Origin of the sequence: Pedobacter chinensis (assembly GCF_003339865.1) — a bacterium.
GTDB lineage: Bacteria > Bacteroidota > Bacteroidia > Sphingobacteriales > Sphingobacteriaceae > Pedobacter > Pedobacter chinensis.
In genome coordinates this window covers 380225-395846 of the sequence record NZ_QPKV01000002.1, presented here as the reverse complement: position 1 = coordinate 395846, position 15622 = coordinate 380225, and the positions used below count along the sequence as shown (strand labels likewise).

The 15622-nt window shown below is 35.8% G+C and carries 15 protein-coding genes; 11 read left to right on the top strand and 4 right to left on the bottom strand.

The genetic code is table 11. The features are described 5' to 3' along the window. Positions 1-50 precede the first annotated feature (50 nt). The 4 genes from DU508_RS02900 to DU508_RS02885 are packed head-to-tail and all read left to right on the top strand — an operon-like array spanning position 51 to position 5114. Positions 51-1574: a sialidase family protein gene (locus DU508_RS02900; protein WP_115401339.1), complete on the top strand. Its 1524-nt coding sequence runs from the start codon at positions 51-53 to the stop codon at positions 1572-1574. Beyond that, positions 1561-3645 (top strand): GDSL-type esterase/lipase family protein, encoded by a 2085-nt coding sequence (locus tag DU508_RS02895; RefSeq protein WP_115401338.1) that lies wholly within the window; start codon positions 1561-1563, stop codon positions 3643-3645. Before DU508_RS02900 ends, DU508_RS02895 begins: the two co-directional genes overlap by 14 nt. Positions 3646-3650: 5 nt before the next feature. Beyond that, a complete protein-coding gene (locus DU508_RS02890) occupies positions 3651-4829 on the top strand; it encodes an AGE family epimerase/isomerase (protein WP_115401337.1) in 1179 nt (392 codons plus the stop codon). 12 nt (positions 4830-4841) lie between these two features. Continuing rightward, the gene (locus DU508_RS02885; RefSeq protein WP_115401336.1) at positions 4842-5114 is read left to right on the top strand and encodes a hypothetical protein; all 273 of its coding nucleotides are present in this window, start codon (positions 4842-4844) and stop codon (positions 5112-5114) included. A gap of 236 nt (positions 5115-5350) precedes the next feature. Here DU508_RS02885 and DU508_RS02880 read toward each other — a convergent pair whose 3' ends face one another. Continuing rightward, entirely contained in the window at positions 5351-6070 is a 720-nt protein-coding gene (locus DU508_RS02880) for a DUF481 domain-containing protein (RefSeq protein WP_115401335.1), read from the bottom strand. Between the two features lie 221 nt (positions 6071-6291). Here DU508_RS02880 and DU508_RS02875 point away from each other — a divergent pair, with 221 nt between their 5' ends. Next, the gene (locus DU508_RS02875; protein WP_115401334.1) at positions 6292-7143 is read left to right on the top strand and encodes an SDR family oxidoreductase; all 852 of its coding nucleotides are present in this window, start codon (positions 6292-6294) and stop codon (positions 7141-7143) included. Positions 7144-7938: 795 nt separating this feature from the next. Here the strand turns inward: DU508_RS02875 and DU508_RS02865 are convergent. Further along, on the bottom strand, positions 7939-8301 hold the full coding sequence (locus DU508_RS02865; RefSeq protein WP_115401332.1) for a response regulator transcription factor: 363 nt from the start codon (positions 8299-8301) through the stop codon (positions 7939-7941). Positions 8302-8475: 174 nt separating this feature from the next. On the opposite strand from DU508_RS02865, the gene DU508_RS02860 reads away from it, so the two are divergent. Next, the gene (locus DU508_RS02860) at positions 8476-9165 is read left to right on the top strand and encodes a DUF4142 domain-containing protein (RefSeq protein ID WP_115401331.1); all 690 of its coding nucleotides are present in this window, start codon (positions 8476-8478) and stop codon (positions 9163-9165) included. A gap of 119 nt (positions 9166-9284) precedes the next feature. On the opposite strand, the gene DU508_RS02855 is transcribed toward DU508_RS02860, so the two are convergent. Further along, complete coding sequence (locus DU508_RS02855; protein WP_115401330.1) at positions 9285-9503, bottom strand: hypothetical protein; 219 nt, start codon at positions 9501-9503, stop codon at positions 9285-9287. Between the two features lie 184 nt (positions 9504-9687). Here DU508_RS02855 and DU508_RS02850 point away from each other — a divergent pair, with 184 nt between their 5' ends. Further along, a complete protein-coding gene (locus DU508_RS02850) occupies positions 9688-10188 on the top strand; it encodes a hypothetical protein (RefSeq protein WP_115401329.1) in 501 nt (166 codons plus the stop codon). Here the strand turns inward: DU508_RS02850 and DU508_RS02845 are convergent, their stop codons facing one another. Beyond that, entirely contained in the window at positions 10189-12309 is a 2121-nt protein-coding gene (locus tag DU508_RS02845; protein WP_115401328.1) for an HRDC domain-containing protein, read from the bottom strand. Positions 12310-12862: 553 nt separating this feature from the next. Here DU508_RS02845 and DU508_RS02840 point away from each other — a divergent pair. The 4 genes from DU508_RS02840 to DU508_RS02825 all read left to right on the top strand — a co-directional run bounded on the left by DU508_RS02840 (position 12863) and on the right by DU508_RS02825 (position 15620). Beyond that, positions 12863-13180, top strand: a complete 318-nt coding sequence (locus tag DU508_RS02840) for a hypothetical protein (RefSeq protein ID WP_115401327.1) — start codon at positions 12863-12865, stop codon at positions 13178-13180. Between the two features lie 9 nt (positions 13181-13189). Beyond that, positions 13190-13930: a competence protein CoiA gene (locus DU508_RS02835; RefSeq protein WP_115401326.1), complete on the top strand. Its 741-nt coding sequence runs from the start codon at positions 13190-13192 to the stop codon at positions 13928-13930. A gap of 99 nt (positions 13931-14029) precedes the next feature. Then, entirely contained in the window at positions 14030-14398 is a 369-nt protein-coding gene (locus tag DU508_RS02830; protein ID WP_115401325.1) for a DUF805 domain-containing protein, read from the top strand. 274 nt (positions 14399-14672) lie between these two features. After that, entirely contained in the window at positions 14673-15620 is a 948-nt protein-coding gene (locus DU508_RS02825; RefSeq protein ID WP_115401324.1) for a hypothetical protein, read from the top strand. Positions 15621-15622: the final 2 nt, after the last annotated feature.

Below are 15622 nucleotides of genomic sequence, written 5' to 3'. Positions count from 1 at the left end.
TGAAGACAATTGGAAAAAATAAAAACTACTGAAAAAACAAATTTAACCAAATGAAAAATATCATCCTTTATATAGCCTTTATCATTAGCTTCAATATCTCTTTTGGGCAGCAAATCGCTCAGCCGGATATTGAAATTAATCAAATCAGGCAGCCCATTTTTAATAACGAATTAACAAACCCTGTTATTCGTTTACTTGTAAAAAGCAATGAAAATTTAACAGGTGTTTCGTTAACTGGTTCATTAGATAAAAAAAGCATCAATCATATTCAAAACATTGAAGTTTATGATACCGATAGTTTACAGCGTTTTTCTGCAAATAAAATGATTGGCTCGGTTTCGATCAAAAATCGACATTTCAGTGTTCCGTTGTCAAGCCGGTTAAACGCAGGGAATCATTATCTCTGGTTAAATATCATACTAAAGCCCAATACTGCAATTGATCTCCATATTGGCATTTCAATTAAACAACTAACCTTATTAAGAAAAAAAATCTCAGTTCCTGAAAATAATTATGTTTTCAAAACAGGAAGTGTAGTTAGAAAACACGGAACCGATCAGATTAACACTTTTCGTATTCCTGGCATTGCTACCACTCAATCAGGAGCTTTAATTTCAGTTTATGATATCAGGTATGATCACTCGAAAGACCTGCCTGCAAACATTGATGTGGGCATGAGCAGAAGTATTGACAAGGGTAAAACCTGGGAGCCAATGAAAATCATTATGGATATGGGTGCACCACATGACAATAATGGTGTTGGCGATCCTGCTGTTTTATATGATCCTGTAACCAAAACGATTTGGGTTGTGGCACTTTGGAGTAAAGGAAATCGTTCAATAGCAGGTTCAAAGCCAGGGTTATTGCCTGATGAAACAGGTCAATTGGTGATTGTTCACAGCAAGGATGATGGCAATACCTGGTCAGAACCAGTAAGTATTACCAGTCAGGTTAAAAACCCCAAGTGGAATCTTTTTTTCAATGGGCCTGGTACAGGGTCAGTTATGAAAGATGGAACGCTTGTTTTTCCTGCACAATATTGGGATGAAAATAAAATGCCACACGCTACAATCATTTACAGCAAAGATCATGGAAAAAGCTGGAATAGTGGCATAGGTGCCAAAAGCAATACCACAGAAAGTGCAGTAGTTGAAACAACGCCAGGCACACTCATGTTGAACATGCGTGATAATAGGGGGAAATTCAGAAGCATTTCTACCACTACTGATTTTGGGCAAACCTGGGTTACACATTCAACCTCTGCAAATACTTTGGCCGATCCGGTTTGTATGGCAAGTTTAATAAAAGCGAAGGTACGGGTTAAAGGAGTTTTAAAAGATGTGCTATTCTTTAGCAATGTGAATTCTACAAAGGATAGAAAAAACCTGACCATTAAAGCCAGTTTGGATTTAGGCGAAACATGGATGGAGAGCCATGAATTGTTAATTGATGAACGCTCATCTTTTGGCTATTCTGCACTCACATTAATTGATGAGAATACCATCGGTTTAATTTACGAAGGTGTTCGGGATTTGTTTTTTGTAAGTATTCCGGTTAAAGATGTTATCAGATAAAAAAGCACTTTCAAAGGTTATTCTACTGGCGGTTGGATTATTAATATCACTTTTTAGTGCTGCCCAACCGCTAAAAATAGCTTGTATTGGCAATTCAGTAACCTTTGGCTATGGTTTAACAAATCCATCACAATCTTACCCATCGGTGTTGCAAAATTTGCTGGGAGAAAAATATGTAGTTCGAAACTTTGGATTTAGTGGTGCTACGTTGTTAAAGAACGGACATAATCCTTATTACAAAACCAAAGCATTTTCAGAAGCATTAAATTTTACACCCGATATCGCTATTATTGATTTGGGCTTGAACGATACCGATCCCAGAAATTGGCCAAATTACAGGGACGATTTTGAAGCAGATTATGCATGGCTGATAGACAGTTTCAAAAAAAATAATCCAAAAATTAAAATCTATATCTGTAAACTGACACCGATTTTCAGTGACCATCCGCGATTTAAATCAGGCACCAGAGATTGGTATTGGCAAATCCAAAAGCTTATTCCGGAAATTTCAGTTGCAAACGGAGTTAGTCTGATTGATTTAAATTTACCACTCTGCAACAGGCCAGATTTGTTTGTTGATAGCCTCCATCCAGATCAGGATGGCGCTGTTATCATTGCCCAAACCATTTATAAACGGATTACCGGGAATTATGGAAAGCTCAAACTTTCTGAAATATTTGCCGATCACATGGTTTTGCAGCGCAATAAGCCTATTGTAATCTCGGGAACAGCCAATGCCGGTAAAATCATTCGAGTTTCATTTGGGCAAAACCAACTTACAGCTAAAACCAATGATGAGGGAAAATGGCAAGTTCAATTTCCTGCACGTACCCATGGTGGCCCTCTCGAACTAATAGTTAATGATGGAAATGAAAGTGTTGTTTTAAAAGATATTTTAATCGGCGATGTTTGGCTGTGTTCGGGTCAATCCAATATGGTCTTTCCATTAAAATCGACATCAACCGGAGCAGTAGATTTAAAAAGCCTCGAAGAAAATCCTTTATTAAGAATTTTGAAATACAATCTTCTGGCAGAAACCAATGATGTACCATGGGATAGCACAACTTTGAACAAAATTAACCAGTTGCAATATTTCGATGGCAAATGGCAAAATGCAACGGCCGAAAACCTTGCTGATTTTTCTGCTGTCGGTTATTATTTCGGCAAAAAAATTCAAGACGAAGAACATGTTCCTATTGGACTGATTCAAATGGCTGTTGGGGGAAGTATCGTTGAAGCATGGATTGACAGGGCAACCATTGAACATGATGATAATCTCATCAATTTCCTTAACAACTGGCGGCAATCTGATTTTGTACAGGAATGGGTTAGAAAAAGAGCTGATGTTAATTTAAAAAATGCAGCAAATCCAAAACAGCGTCATCCCTATGGGCCGGCTTACAATTATGAAGCTGGTATTGCGAAATTGATCGATTTCCCTATAAAAGGTGTAATCTGGTATCAGGGAGAAAGCAATGCCCAAAACCCTGAGCAATACCAACATTCATTTCTAACACTAATAAACAGCTGGCGACAAAAATGGCATAATTCATTTCCATTTTATTATGTTCAGCTATCTGGCATAAATAGGGCAGAATGGCCGAATTTTCGAAGCATTCAAAACGATTTGCAGTATATTCTTCCAAATTTGGGAATGGCTGTTAGTTATGATCTGGGTGATTCGTTAAATGTGCATCCGGTAAATAAAAAGCCTATAGGAAACAGATTAGCGCTTATTGCACTCCATAAAACCTATGGTAAAAAAAACGAATTTTCGGGTCCTGTACCGCTTTCAGTTAAAAAAGAAGGCCATCAGCTGATGATTTCTTTTTCGCACGATAAAGATTTAAAAACAAGTGATAACAAAGCATTAACTGGTTTTGAAATGGTCAATCTACAAGGCGAAAGAATAGAAGCTCGGGGAATAATTTATAAGCAAAAAGTGTATTTAAATATCCCGGATGGGCAGATCATCAAAAAAATATTATATGCCTGGCAACCCTTTACAAGAGCCAATTTAGTTAACGGGAGTGGATTGCCTGCTTCCACATTTTCCATTGCAATAAAATAAAAGATATGAGTTATACCACTGCAGAGCTGCAAAAACTTTCAGCATTTTATAAAAATCAATTATTGAACAACACCGTTCCATTTTGGTTTCCAAAATCGATTGATAAAACTTATGGTGGTTATTTATTAATGCGTGATCAGGATGGAAGTTTAATAGATGACGATAAAGCGGTTTGGATTCAGGGCCGTGCAGCATGGTTACTATCTACACTTTACAATACCATTGAACAGAAAAAAGAATGGTTAGAAGGTGCAAAATCGGGCATTGACTTCTTGAATCAATATTGTTTTGATACGGATGGCCAGATGTTTTTTCATGTAACCCGAGATGGAAAACCGATCAGGAAACGTCGCTATTATTTTTCTGAAACCTTTGCCGTAATTGCCAATGCAGCTTATGCAAAAGCCAGTGGTGATAAAAAAGCAGCCGATACAGCCAGATATTTATTTGGAAAATGTATTGAATATTCTACTACGCCAGGATTACTGCCCGCAAAATTTACAGGCATACGGCCATCAAAAGGCATTGGTGTGCCAATGATTATGATGAACACTGCTCAACAGCTGAGAGAAACAATTGGCGATGAAAGATGCGATGAATGGATTTCAAAATGGATAGCAGAAATAAAAAACGACTTTGTTAAGGATGACATTAAATGCGTAATGGAGCAGGTTGCCCCTGATGGCTCTATAATAGATCATATTGATGGAAGAACCTTAAATCCGGGCCATGCCATTGAAGGTGCCTGGTTTATCCTTCATGAGGCAAAATACCGTAATCACGATCCAGCGTTAATAGCATTGGGCTGTAAGATGCTGGATTATATGTGGGAGCGTGGCTGGGACAAAGAATACGGCGGCATCCTTTATTTCAGAGATGTTTACCATAAACCCGTACAGGAATACTGGCAGGATATGAAATTCTGGTGGCCTCAAAATGAAACTATCATAGCAACATTACTGGCCTATAAATTAACTGGAGATGAGAAATACGCCCGTTGGCATAAAATGATTCACGATTATGCTTATAGCAAATTTCATGATACCAGAAATGGGGAGTGGTTTGGCTACCTGCATCGTGATGGCACCATTGCACAAACTGCCAAAGGAAATTTGTTTAAAGGACCTTTTCACTTGCCACGGCAGGAATGGTACTGCGCACAATTACTACAGGATTTAGACTAAGCAAATCAGAGAATGAAATTGTTCAACCATTTTTTACTAATTGCTATGTTGTTTTGCTCATTTATAGGTAGTTATGCGCAAAATATTTTGCCAACCTATTCGCAAAATGATTTCCCAACTTATTGTTGGCAAAAGGTAAGCCACTTTGAAACACTTCCTAAAACCAAAGCTCAAACTATTTTCATTGGCGATAGCATTACCGACGGGGCAGAATGGTCAGCGATTTTTAATGATCCATCGATAATAAACTTTGGCATTAGGGGTGATCTGAGTACATATGGGTAAATGAAACTTTGGTTCAGCTACCAATGTGGCTGCATGCCGGGCAAAAAGGTAATATTGAAATACCACTGGCCAATGAAGGTTATGATTCACGCAACCAAGCATTCTAAAACTAAAAAAAGGTTGGAATACAATCAAAATAAAAGCACCTATTGGTAGTTTCAAAGGAGAAAACTGGAATAATCCTGAAAAATGGGATGTTCACTTTTGTTGAGGTTAATTGATGATAATAAACCATTTCAAAAATATTTATCCAAACTTAAACCATAAGTTAAGTTTAGATTTTCTCTTTCAGTAATGTTCAGCCGGTTATAATTTAAGGCAGTGGTTAAGCTGATCCATTTTCGAAGTTTTAAACCTACCGTTGTTGATGACCGAATGATGTAATCTCCTCGTCTGGAGAAAGAATTTTGCAGAAAATGACTTCCATCGATGGTTAAAATTTCCTTTACAGCAAAATGGAACTGTAACCTCAAAGAATTTCGGAAAGTATGATAACTTTCTCCAATAACCAGGCTGCTTTGATCGAAAAGAACCCCATTACTCAGATTAATATACGCATTTGTTTCATCAAGAAAGCTATAAGCAATGCCACCACCAGCCAGTAATTGATTTCTAAGTTTTAATGAATAACTCGTATTGTAGTTAAGCAATCCCCAATAATAAAAATGAGGAAAGGTTTTGTATAAATTAAAATTCAGTGTGCTCGAAAAATCGTTGTTACTCAGGTTTTTATTTTGCTTTCCATAAAGCCAGGTTGTAGCTGAATTTAAAACGAAAGTTTCTTTTTTCATTCCAAAATTTAAACTGTTGTTCAGCAAATAAGCACGTTGGTCATTTGTTCGGTTAATTGATCCTGTCGAAGAAAGCCGGAGATGGTAGTTTGTACTATCACTGTATTGTGCTGATGTTTTGAGGCAAAATAGAACCGGGAATAAAAGCAGTACAAATATCTTCATAAATACTTTAACAGATTTATATCAAGGATGTTTATCGAAATGTAAAAACAATACCTGTTCATAGCATAACTTTTATGAATAAAACTTTGAATAGTTTTTGATGTTATTCAGTTAGTAAAGTAATCAATACTGATTTGATGGATTCATCACAAATCAAAACAACCAAGTTTACGAGCTCATTAATACCATTAAAACGATGGACGAATTAAAAATTTAAACGGATGAAAACACAGAAAACCCCGGCTAAACAAAATAAGCAGCCAGGCATAGAAGCCAAAATGAATCCTGCTCCTGAAGTGATTAAAGAAAGTTACAAAGGTTCAGGGAAATTAATGGATAAAGTGGCCCTGATTACTGGAGGCGATAGCGGAATAGGGAGATCGGCAGCAGTTCATTTCGCCAGAGAAGGTGCACAAATCGCCATTGTATATTTTGATGAAGAAGAAGATGCCAAAGACACCAGGAAAATGATAACGGAAGAGGGAAGGACCTGCCTGCTTATTAAGGGAGATGTTAAGAAACCTGCTTTTGCTAAAAAAGCAGTTGAACAAGTCATCAAAGAATTCGGAAAAATTAATATTCTGGTAAACAATGCAGGTATTCAGGTTCCTCAAAAGGATCCAAAAAAAATTGATGATAAACAATTGGAAGATACCTTTAGAACAAACATTTTCGGATATTTTTATTTTGCGCATGAGGCATTGGAACATTTTCAAGCTGGCGATTGTATTATTAACACCACATCTGTAACTGCATATCGTTCCTCGCCAAATTTGATCGATTATTCTTCAACAAAAGGCGCTATAACTTCATTTACCCGTTCATTAGCTACCAATTTAGCTAAATCGGGGATAAGAGTAAATGCAGTAGCGCCAGGACCAGTGTGGACGCCTTTAATTGTATCCACATTTGATGAGAAAAAAATTAAATCATTTGGTTCAGAAACAGCGATGGAAAGAGCAGGACAACCTTCGGAGCTTGGACCTGCATATGTCTTTCTGGCATCTGAAGATGCTTCTTTTATTACAGGTCAGGTTATTCATGTAAATGGTGGTGAGGTGGTAAACGGCTAAAATGAAGCTGTGGGTAAGGAATTAATTTCTTACAGGTGGCGGTTCACAAGATGAACCACCTAAGACATTTAAGAACATTTTAGCTATCTGGTTTATATTTTCTTTATGGCAACTGAACGGCGTTCTTAAACGGTTTTTGTAATCATGATCAGACTTACGAAGTTTTCCTTGCGCTCCACCCAACTAAACTTCGTAAGTCGGTAGCCTCAACTTGCGAAGGTTCAGGGGGCATGGTTTGGCAGAACTTCGCCAGTTTTAAAACCACCTTATTGCGAATTGAGGAAAGGACTGTGAATTGGAATGAAGCAATTTTTTTGTAATGAGGAACGTAGCAAAACAGATTGCTTCGTCGTTCCTCCTCGCAATTGACGATTATTGATATGATCAGACTGACGAAGTTTTCCTTGCGCCACCCAACTAAACTTCGTAAGTCGGTAGCCTCAACTTGCGAAGTTTCAAGGGGCATGGTTTGGCAGAACTTCGCCAGTTTTAAAACCACCTTATTGCGAATTGAGGAAAGGACTGTGAATTGGAATGAAGGAATTTTCTGTAATCACATGGCAAAACAGATTGCTTCGTCGTTCCTCCTCGCCATTGACGATTATTGATATGATCAGACTGACGAAGTTTCCCTTGCGCTCCACCCAATTAAACTTCGTAAGTCGGTAACCTCAACTTGCGAAGTTTCAAGGGGCATAGTTTGGCCGAACTTCGCCAGTTTTAAAATCCCCTGTTTGTTCCATTAGGAACATTTGATATGCGTGTACGCAAATAATTAAATCAGCATCGGCAATGCTAATTTGGCACATATCTTTCCACCCTACGCGCAAAATCATTCAAATCAAAAGGTTTATTAATAAAATCTTCTGCGGTGCATTTTGATTTAACAGCGTTCAAATGATTATTAGCCGACATCATCATGACCGGAATATTATGCGTTTTCGCATTTTGCTTAAGTTGAGTACAAATGTCAATTCCATTTCCATCAGGCAACATAATGTCTAAAATAACCATATCCGGGATGTTTTGTTGCATTTGTTTCCAAAAATCACTGGTGTTTCGGCAAGCCTTAACATCATATAATTCCTCTGTTAACAAAAATTCGATAATCTCTCTGATGTTTGGATTATCTTCTACAACATATATGCACTTTTTCATAAGCTTATGTTTAGTAATATAAGCTTAACCCATTTAATTTTCAGATGTTTAAGTTAATTATTCACATTGCCTGAGTTATTAACTTTTTAATTTGGTTTTAAAACGAAAACTCACTTTTTGCAAACTTTTTAATGGTTTTAGGGGTTGATTTAGGTACACTCACTTATCAGGATTATGAAAAATATCAAATCGGCATTTGTATTGCTAATAGCATTATCAATGGGAAACGGTTTAATTGCAGCGGAGGAGCCAATAATCAAATTGAAGCACCCTGTATTTGCCCCATTACAAAATATTTTACCACCCGAAGTTTTTATGACGCAGGCCATGCGTTATGGAATGAAAGAAACACAAATGAGTGGTATTGCAGTGGAAAACTCCAGCGACCGGAAAATTAAAACATTTGCAAAAAGGATTCTGGATGACCATGCAGCAGCGAAAGAAGAACTTTTAACGTTGGCAAAAGCCAGGAATATTACATTGCCAACCAGTAAACCACAGGGCGGACAAAGACCTGATGGTAGAATTGATTCATCTCCCAATAATTTACAAGATACATCAAGAAATCAAAATCAAGGGGAAGCCGGAAACTCGGGACAGGTAAAAGGTGTCATGTTCCAGGGCTTCAAAATGCTTCAGGATGCTGATGTTTTAAATTCGGTAAATAAGCTTACCGATCTAAAAGGGAATGAATTTGATGAAGCCTATATTGCAATGAGTATTGAAGATCATAGAAACATTGTTGCACTTTTTGAAGCTGGCTCGAAATCTTCTGATGCTGCAGTAAAAAGATACTCGCTTAAATATTTACCAAAATTTAAAACCCATCTGGCCCAGATTACGGCCATGTCAAATGTTAAATAGAAAGAGAGTTATTGATAACAGGAAATGTCAAGTTGGATACATCAGAATTAAATCAACGTGACCATTTAGATTAAACATTTAATGAGAGAGCGCTCAAGTGATTGAACGCTCTTTTTATTTTAATCTTCATCATCCTGTTCCTCCTCATCAATCAGTTGGTCGAGTTGAGTGCCTTCTCCATCAGCAAAAGGTATTTCATCTTCCGTATAACCTTCATCATCATTATCTTCATTTGAAGGATGGCCTTCAGCGGCATTTCCTCCCGAACGTTGCATTTGAAATTGCTCGATATTTTCAATTTCATCGTTTTCTTTTGGTTCTTGATCTGGGTTTTTCATAACTGCTTTTTATGAGTTAAAACATCGTTCAACTGGATTAAGTTTTGCCTGAAAATTAACTTTTTAGGTAGATTGCAATAATATTTTTATAATCCATTTGGTCTTAGATCTGTTATTTTACCGATAAAAACTTTTAGGTTAAATATATTTTTGCTTTATTGCTTAATAATTTTATGTTCTCTAAATGAAAAATCTATCCATAAGTTTAACTCCAGCTAAATGTGAGCTTTTGGACAATATCCTTAATGAATTTGACGAAGAAATTTACATTAAGTCTGATCGGGTGCTTAAAATATTTAGAGGAAATGGAAGTTTAGCGGCTGATTATCTTGACCTTTTGGTTCAGATGAACCTGGTAATTCTTGTTGGGCAGGTTGATGGTGTACCATTACCGGCAATGGTTGGCAAACAAGCAGGTGTGGATATGTTTATTAATGAGGGCGGTTTTAAAAGGCGTTATGCATTAAATAAATTAGAAGAAGATACCGGAAAAAGCATTTTTGATCTTAAAAATGAGAATTTAGATCTTAAAGATAAAGTTGTTAAACAAGAAAAACTCCTTAAATCTCTTGAACAAAATATAACAGAACAAGGCAAAAACATATTAAATAACTGGCTGGCCCGAATTGGTTTTATGCTGCTAGGAATGGCATTGACAATTTGTTATTTCCTTATCTTTAAATAGTTAAAAAAGGGTACTTGCACCCATATAAGTATTTACAATTTTCAATAGCTCGTTCCCTAAATCTACTGCATTTCCTATCCCCACGCCTCTAATTGCAGCCAGTTGATCGGTTGATTTTGGTGGCTTCGAAGCAATGTTCAGTAATGCTACATCAGAGAGAATTGTATGTTCGGGAACGTTTCGTTTTTTACTTAATTGACTGCGCCATTCAACTAAATTCTGATAAAGTTTTTGATTGGTAATTTCTTTCGGAAGTTCTATTTTACTTGTAAAGGTCTTTTTTGGTGCCACATCGTATTTATTACCAGCCTCTAAAACTGTTCTGGTATAATTCGCTATCGAAAAACCCTCCCAGGAAAAATTGAACAATGATAATTTCACATTAAGGGTATTCATACATGAAATTAATGTATTCAAAGTTTTTTCAGCGTTTTCATCTGCCAATAGCTTTAAGGCCGTAAACTTTGACATCTCAGAAATAACATGATTGATTTTTGGTGTGAAATAAGCAGCGGCTTTACTTAATCGATCTAGAAATAATTTTTCATCTGATAAATTTGCTTCGATTGAAATTTTGGCAACTTCCTGACTTCTGAATTTTGCGGCAACATTAATCAATTCTTTATCCAGGATAACTGATGTATGATCAAGCAGGGTTTTAAAAGCAGCATTTTCATCAAAGGCCCTAAATTTTGCACTGCTAATGCTAATCCAGTTTTCTTTTAAGGAACTGAAATCAAATAAATCATCAATTAAATCCCATGTGTATTTTTTGATATAATGATCAAGGTTTTTTGCTGTAGGTGTTTGGCTTACCGCATTTGCCGTGAAGCCAATAATGCGTTGATCGGTTATGATATTCTCCATTTTTACAGGAGATTTCAATATTAATCCAGCCAAACTTTTGCACCTGCTCAATGCAACATAAGCCTGCCCGTGGGTAAAGGATGAACTAATGTCGATAATGGCCTTTTCAAATGTCAGGCCCTGACTTTTATGAATGGTAATTGCCCAGGCAAGTTTAAATGGATATTGAGAAAAAGAGCCGGTATTTACTTCTTCAATTTTATTTTCTTCCTGATCAAGATTGTATTTAAGGTTTTGCCATTCTTCACGCTCTACTTCAAAATGTGAAGAATCATCAATAAATTGAACGCTGATGCGATCATTTGCTATGGCAACAATTTTTGCTGCTTTACCATTGTAATATTGCTTTTTTCCTGATGAGTCATTTTTAATGAACATAACTTGGGCGCCAACTTTCAGTTGCAAAACTTCATCAACAGGATAAGCATCTTTTGGAAAATCTCCGGTTATTTTAGCATTAAAAGAATAAAGTTCGCCTTCTAATTTTGCAAGGCAATCCTGATTAATTTGAGTAACCAGGTTGTTGTGAGTGGTTAAGGTAATGTATTCATCTTTCCAAACCTCATTTAAGCCCGGGTCAAAATGAGTGTTTAATTTTTCTAACAGTTCAGGCGTAAGGGTGTTCTCTCTAATCCTGTTAAGAATATCAAGAAATAAAGGATCAGACTGGCGATAAACTTTCTTAAGCTCGAAGGTGATTAATGAAATTGATTTTAAAATCTGGCTATCAAAAAAATAAGGACTTAAATAGTATTCTTTTAAGATATGCCATGCATCGTGGGCAATTGGCGAAAGTTGATACAAATCGCCAATCATTAATACCTGCACGCCACCGAAAGGTAAATGCGTTCCTTTTACCTTTTTTAATGATTGATCAATAAAATCGAGCATATCAGCCCTAACCATACTGATTTCATCAATAATGAGTAATTCAAGACATTTCAATACCTTGGTTTTTTCTTCAGCATATTTTAATTCTTTAAACTGCTGTTCACCGGTAACTGGAATTATAGGGCCAAATGGCATCTGAAAAAAAGAATGGATAGTTACACCGCCAGCGTTAATGGCTGCAACAGCAGTAGGCGCAACTACGGCGAAATTTTTCTTTGTTGTTTCTTTAATTTCTCTTAATAAAGTAGTTTTTCCGGTTCCGGCTTTTCCGGTTAAGAGAACAGGTTGGTTGGTGTATTTTATAAAATCGAGAATAAGCTGATTATTTTGCTTTGAATGATTGTCACTTTCTGTTTTATGCATCTTATTCCTTTAAGCTCTTTTTAAAATTCATGAGAAATGATTACAAAGATGCGTACAAAGCAGCTAATCCAAATTTATTTTTTTGTGATTTTATGCACATGATTATGCCTGTAATGACATGTGTGTGATATTTATTTAAAATTCTGTTTTACGATTACCGTAAATATACCCTGTTTGCATTCTTAATTATCATACTAGCACATACAACAAAAAATTACCAACTTATAGGTATTGTTTTAGTTTTAAATACGTGCTTTATTTGTGTAGTTAGAATTAAATCAACGGGACGATTTAGATTAACAAACGGAGAGATTAATATTCAATTAATCTCTCTTTTTTTTCAAAATTTTTTCTTTTTCTTTTTTTAATTCCGGTTTATTTTATTGATCTGGTTATCAGTATGTTTGGTTTGAAACTGAATTAACTAAAAAAAATAACATGCTACATTTTTGTTTGCTAATTATTTTAGTATAAATTTGCTTTATTCGCCTAAGCGAACATAAGTTAATTTAGCAGGAAAGCCGTTTTTGTGCTTTCATTGAATAGGAGTGATATGACTGTTACAGTTTTAGCAATATTAGAAACAGATTTTAAACCAGATCTTTCTTTAGGTAAAATCATGAATGAAAGATTGAAAGTAGCCGCCGAGGATTTGAGAGATATACACTTACAGGGTTTGGAATCTGTAGGGCAACGTACTGATGATGTGGTTGTTTATATTAGTTATAATCCAAAATATAAAATCCGTTGGCGCATAGTTAATGATGTTGCAGAAGAAGTTGAAGAGTTTGTTGCCCGTACATGTGGCGATTTGGGCTATATCCAATGGAAAACCTCAGTAATGAATATTTTTAAGGGTAGCGAACAGTAACAGTTTAATATGCAATATGCATTATTAAATGGAGAACGGATTCATGCCATAAAAGGTAAAAGTGCCATTTGCATAGGTTGCGGGCAAAAAGTATTTGCAAAGTGCGGTTCAATAAAAATTCATCATTGGGCACATGCTTTTTTAGCCAATTGTGATTCCTGGTGGGAGAGTGAAACGATTTGGCATCGGGAATGGAAAGAAAAGTTTCCTGAACACTTTCGCGAGGTTAATTTCTATGATGATCAACTTTGCCAGTTTCATCGTGCAGATATACATACACAGGCAGGAGTTACCATCGAACTTCAAAATTCCCCAATACCTTTTAATGAACTTCAATCAAGAGAACAATTTTACAGTAAATTAATCTGGGTAGTGAATGGATTAAAATTTAAAGGCTTTAAAATTTTAAAATCAATTCCAAATCCAAATGATGTTTTGCTCAACGAGTTTGAATTCTGCAATACCGAACACCTTTCTATGATCAGGAAAATGGATGCATTATCAGAAAAAATAAATCCTGAGATCCTGAATTTCTATCATCAGGAATTAAAGCATATCTCTTTCTCAACTGAATTTTATTCCTTTAGCTGGAGAAATGCCCATCAGGTTTGGCTTAAAGCATCTTGTCCGATTTTTATAGATTTTGGTGGTCATTTTTTATATAGAATCAGAAAGAGACATCAAATTTCAGCAAATTATAATTACCTTCAATTGGTTAGTAAAAAGCTTTTTATAGATAAATATTGCTAGTTTAGCGGCTGATTTTTTACACACACGAATAAAAATTTTAATGATTTTTTTAATTTGCATCATTCAATTATCTGATTACTGATTAAAAAGTTAACGCTCGTGTTTAAAGATCCATTTTCGTTTGAAGGCAGAATTCGTCGCTTAGAGTACGGATTAAGCATTATAATTTATATTTTTTTGTATTTTGGCGTTGCTTATTTAGCAAAAGACGAAGGGATGGAGTGGATGATTATTTTCATTTTACCATTTATATATGTGATGTACGCACAAGGCGCTAAACGATGTCATGATATAGGCGCATCAGGTTGGTGGCAATTCTTTCCATTTTATTTCTTGATAATGTTGTTTAGCAGCGGTAATGTGGGTAGAAATAAATATGGAAACGATCCTAAAGATGATGGTAAAGTCTACCCAGATGAGTTTGGTTATGATTTTAGAACAGGAACCCGAATAGATTCTACAGAGTAAAAATACTTCGAAATAATACCTGTCATGGTTGATTATTTCTGTAACCATTTATATTTTTGGTTTACAATTTCTTAAATACTTAATATTAAGTATTTTATGCTAAAATTGCTTTCATTATTATTGAATAACCATTCATACATTCCTGATAGAAGATGAAAATTCTTCTAATATTGCCTTTGGTATTAAAGGCCAAAGAGTTACACCCATTTTAAGTTTGTTATACTAAAACCATTAATAAGTGGTATGAATAGGTTAGCTATAATCAAAAATTAATATGCCACATGTAACCTTCATTCATGGAATAGCCAATAAGCCGGAAGAAAAGAAACTTAAAAAAATCTGGCTTGATGCCTTGGCTCAAGATCCACTCAATAACGATGATGCCATTGATTTAGGAGCACTTGGAATCACAACTTCTATGATTTATTGGGCTGATGTACTGTACGATAAGCCAATGGAAGATGCCATTTTTGAAAGTGTGAGTAACTATGAAAGTAATGAAGCCATTATTTCTGAATCTTCTGCAGATCCCGACATGGCGTGGAGAGAACATTTGAGTGGAGACGAACGTAAAATGGTCGATTCATTGGCTTCAAAATTATCTTTTGATGTTTTAATGAATGATGATGCAGTTCCAGATGAAAAAGAAATGGCCAGAACATTGGAGCGAATCCCACTTCCCTGGTTTGTTAAACGCAGACTAATGAAATGGTTGTTAAAAGATGTACATCATTATTTGTTTAACAAAACTTTTAGCCCGAGAGCAGGCGTAAGTTTTATCGTTCAGGATGAAATTCGCAGTCGGGTTTTAAATAAGCTAAATGAAGTAAAAACGGATCTGCATATTGTAATCAGTCATAGCATGGGCACCGTGATTATTTACGACTGCTTAAAAAGAGTAGCCGAATGTCCTGCTATCGATGGATTAATGACGATTGGTAGTCCGCTTGGAATTGATGAAGTACAGGATAAGTTTGCACCGGAATGGAATAGGGAAAACGGATTTGCAGAAAAAATAAAAGGACCATGGATAAACGTTTATGACTCATTTGATCCTGTTGCCGGGTTTGACGGGAATATTGCCAATGATTATAAATTAAGTGGGGAAGAAGTTATTGAAGTAATCAATGAACAAAACTGGGGTTCCTGGCGACACAATATCACTAATTATTTAAGCGGACCAAAATTAAGGGCTGCTTTAAAAGGCATGTTAAAATTATAATT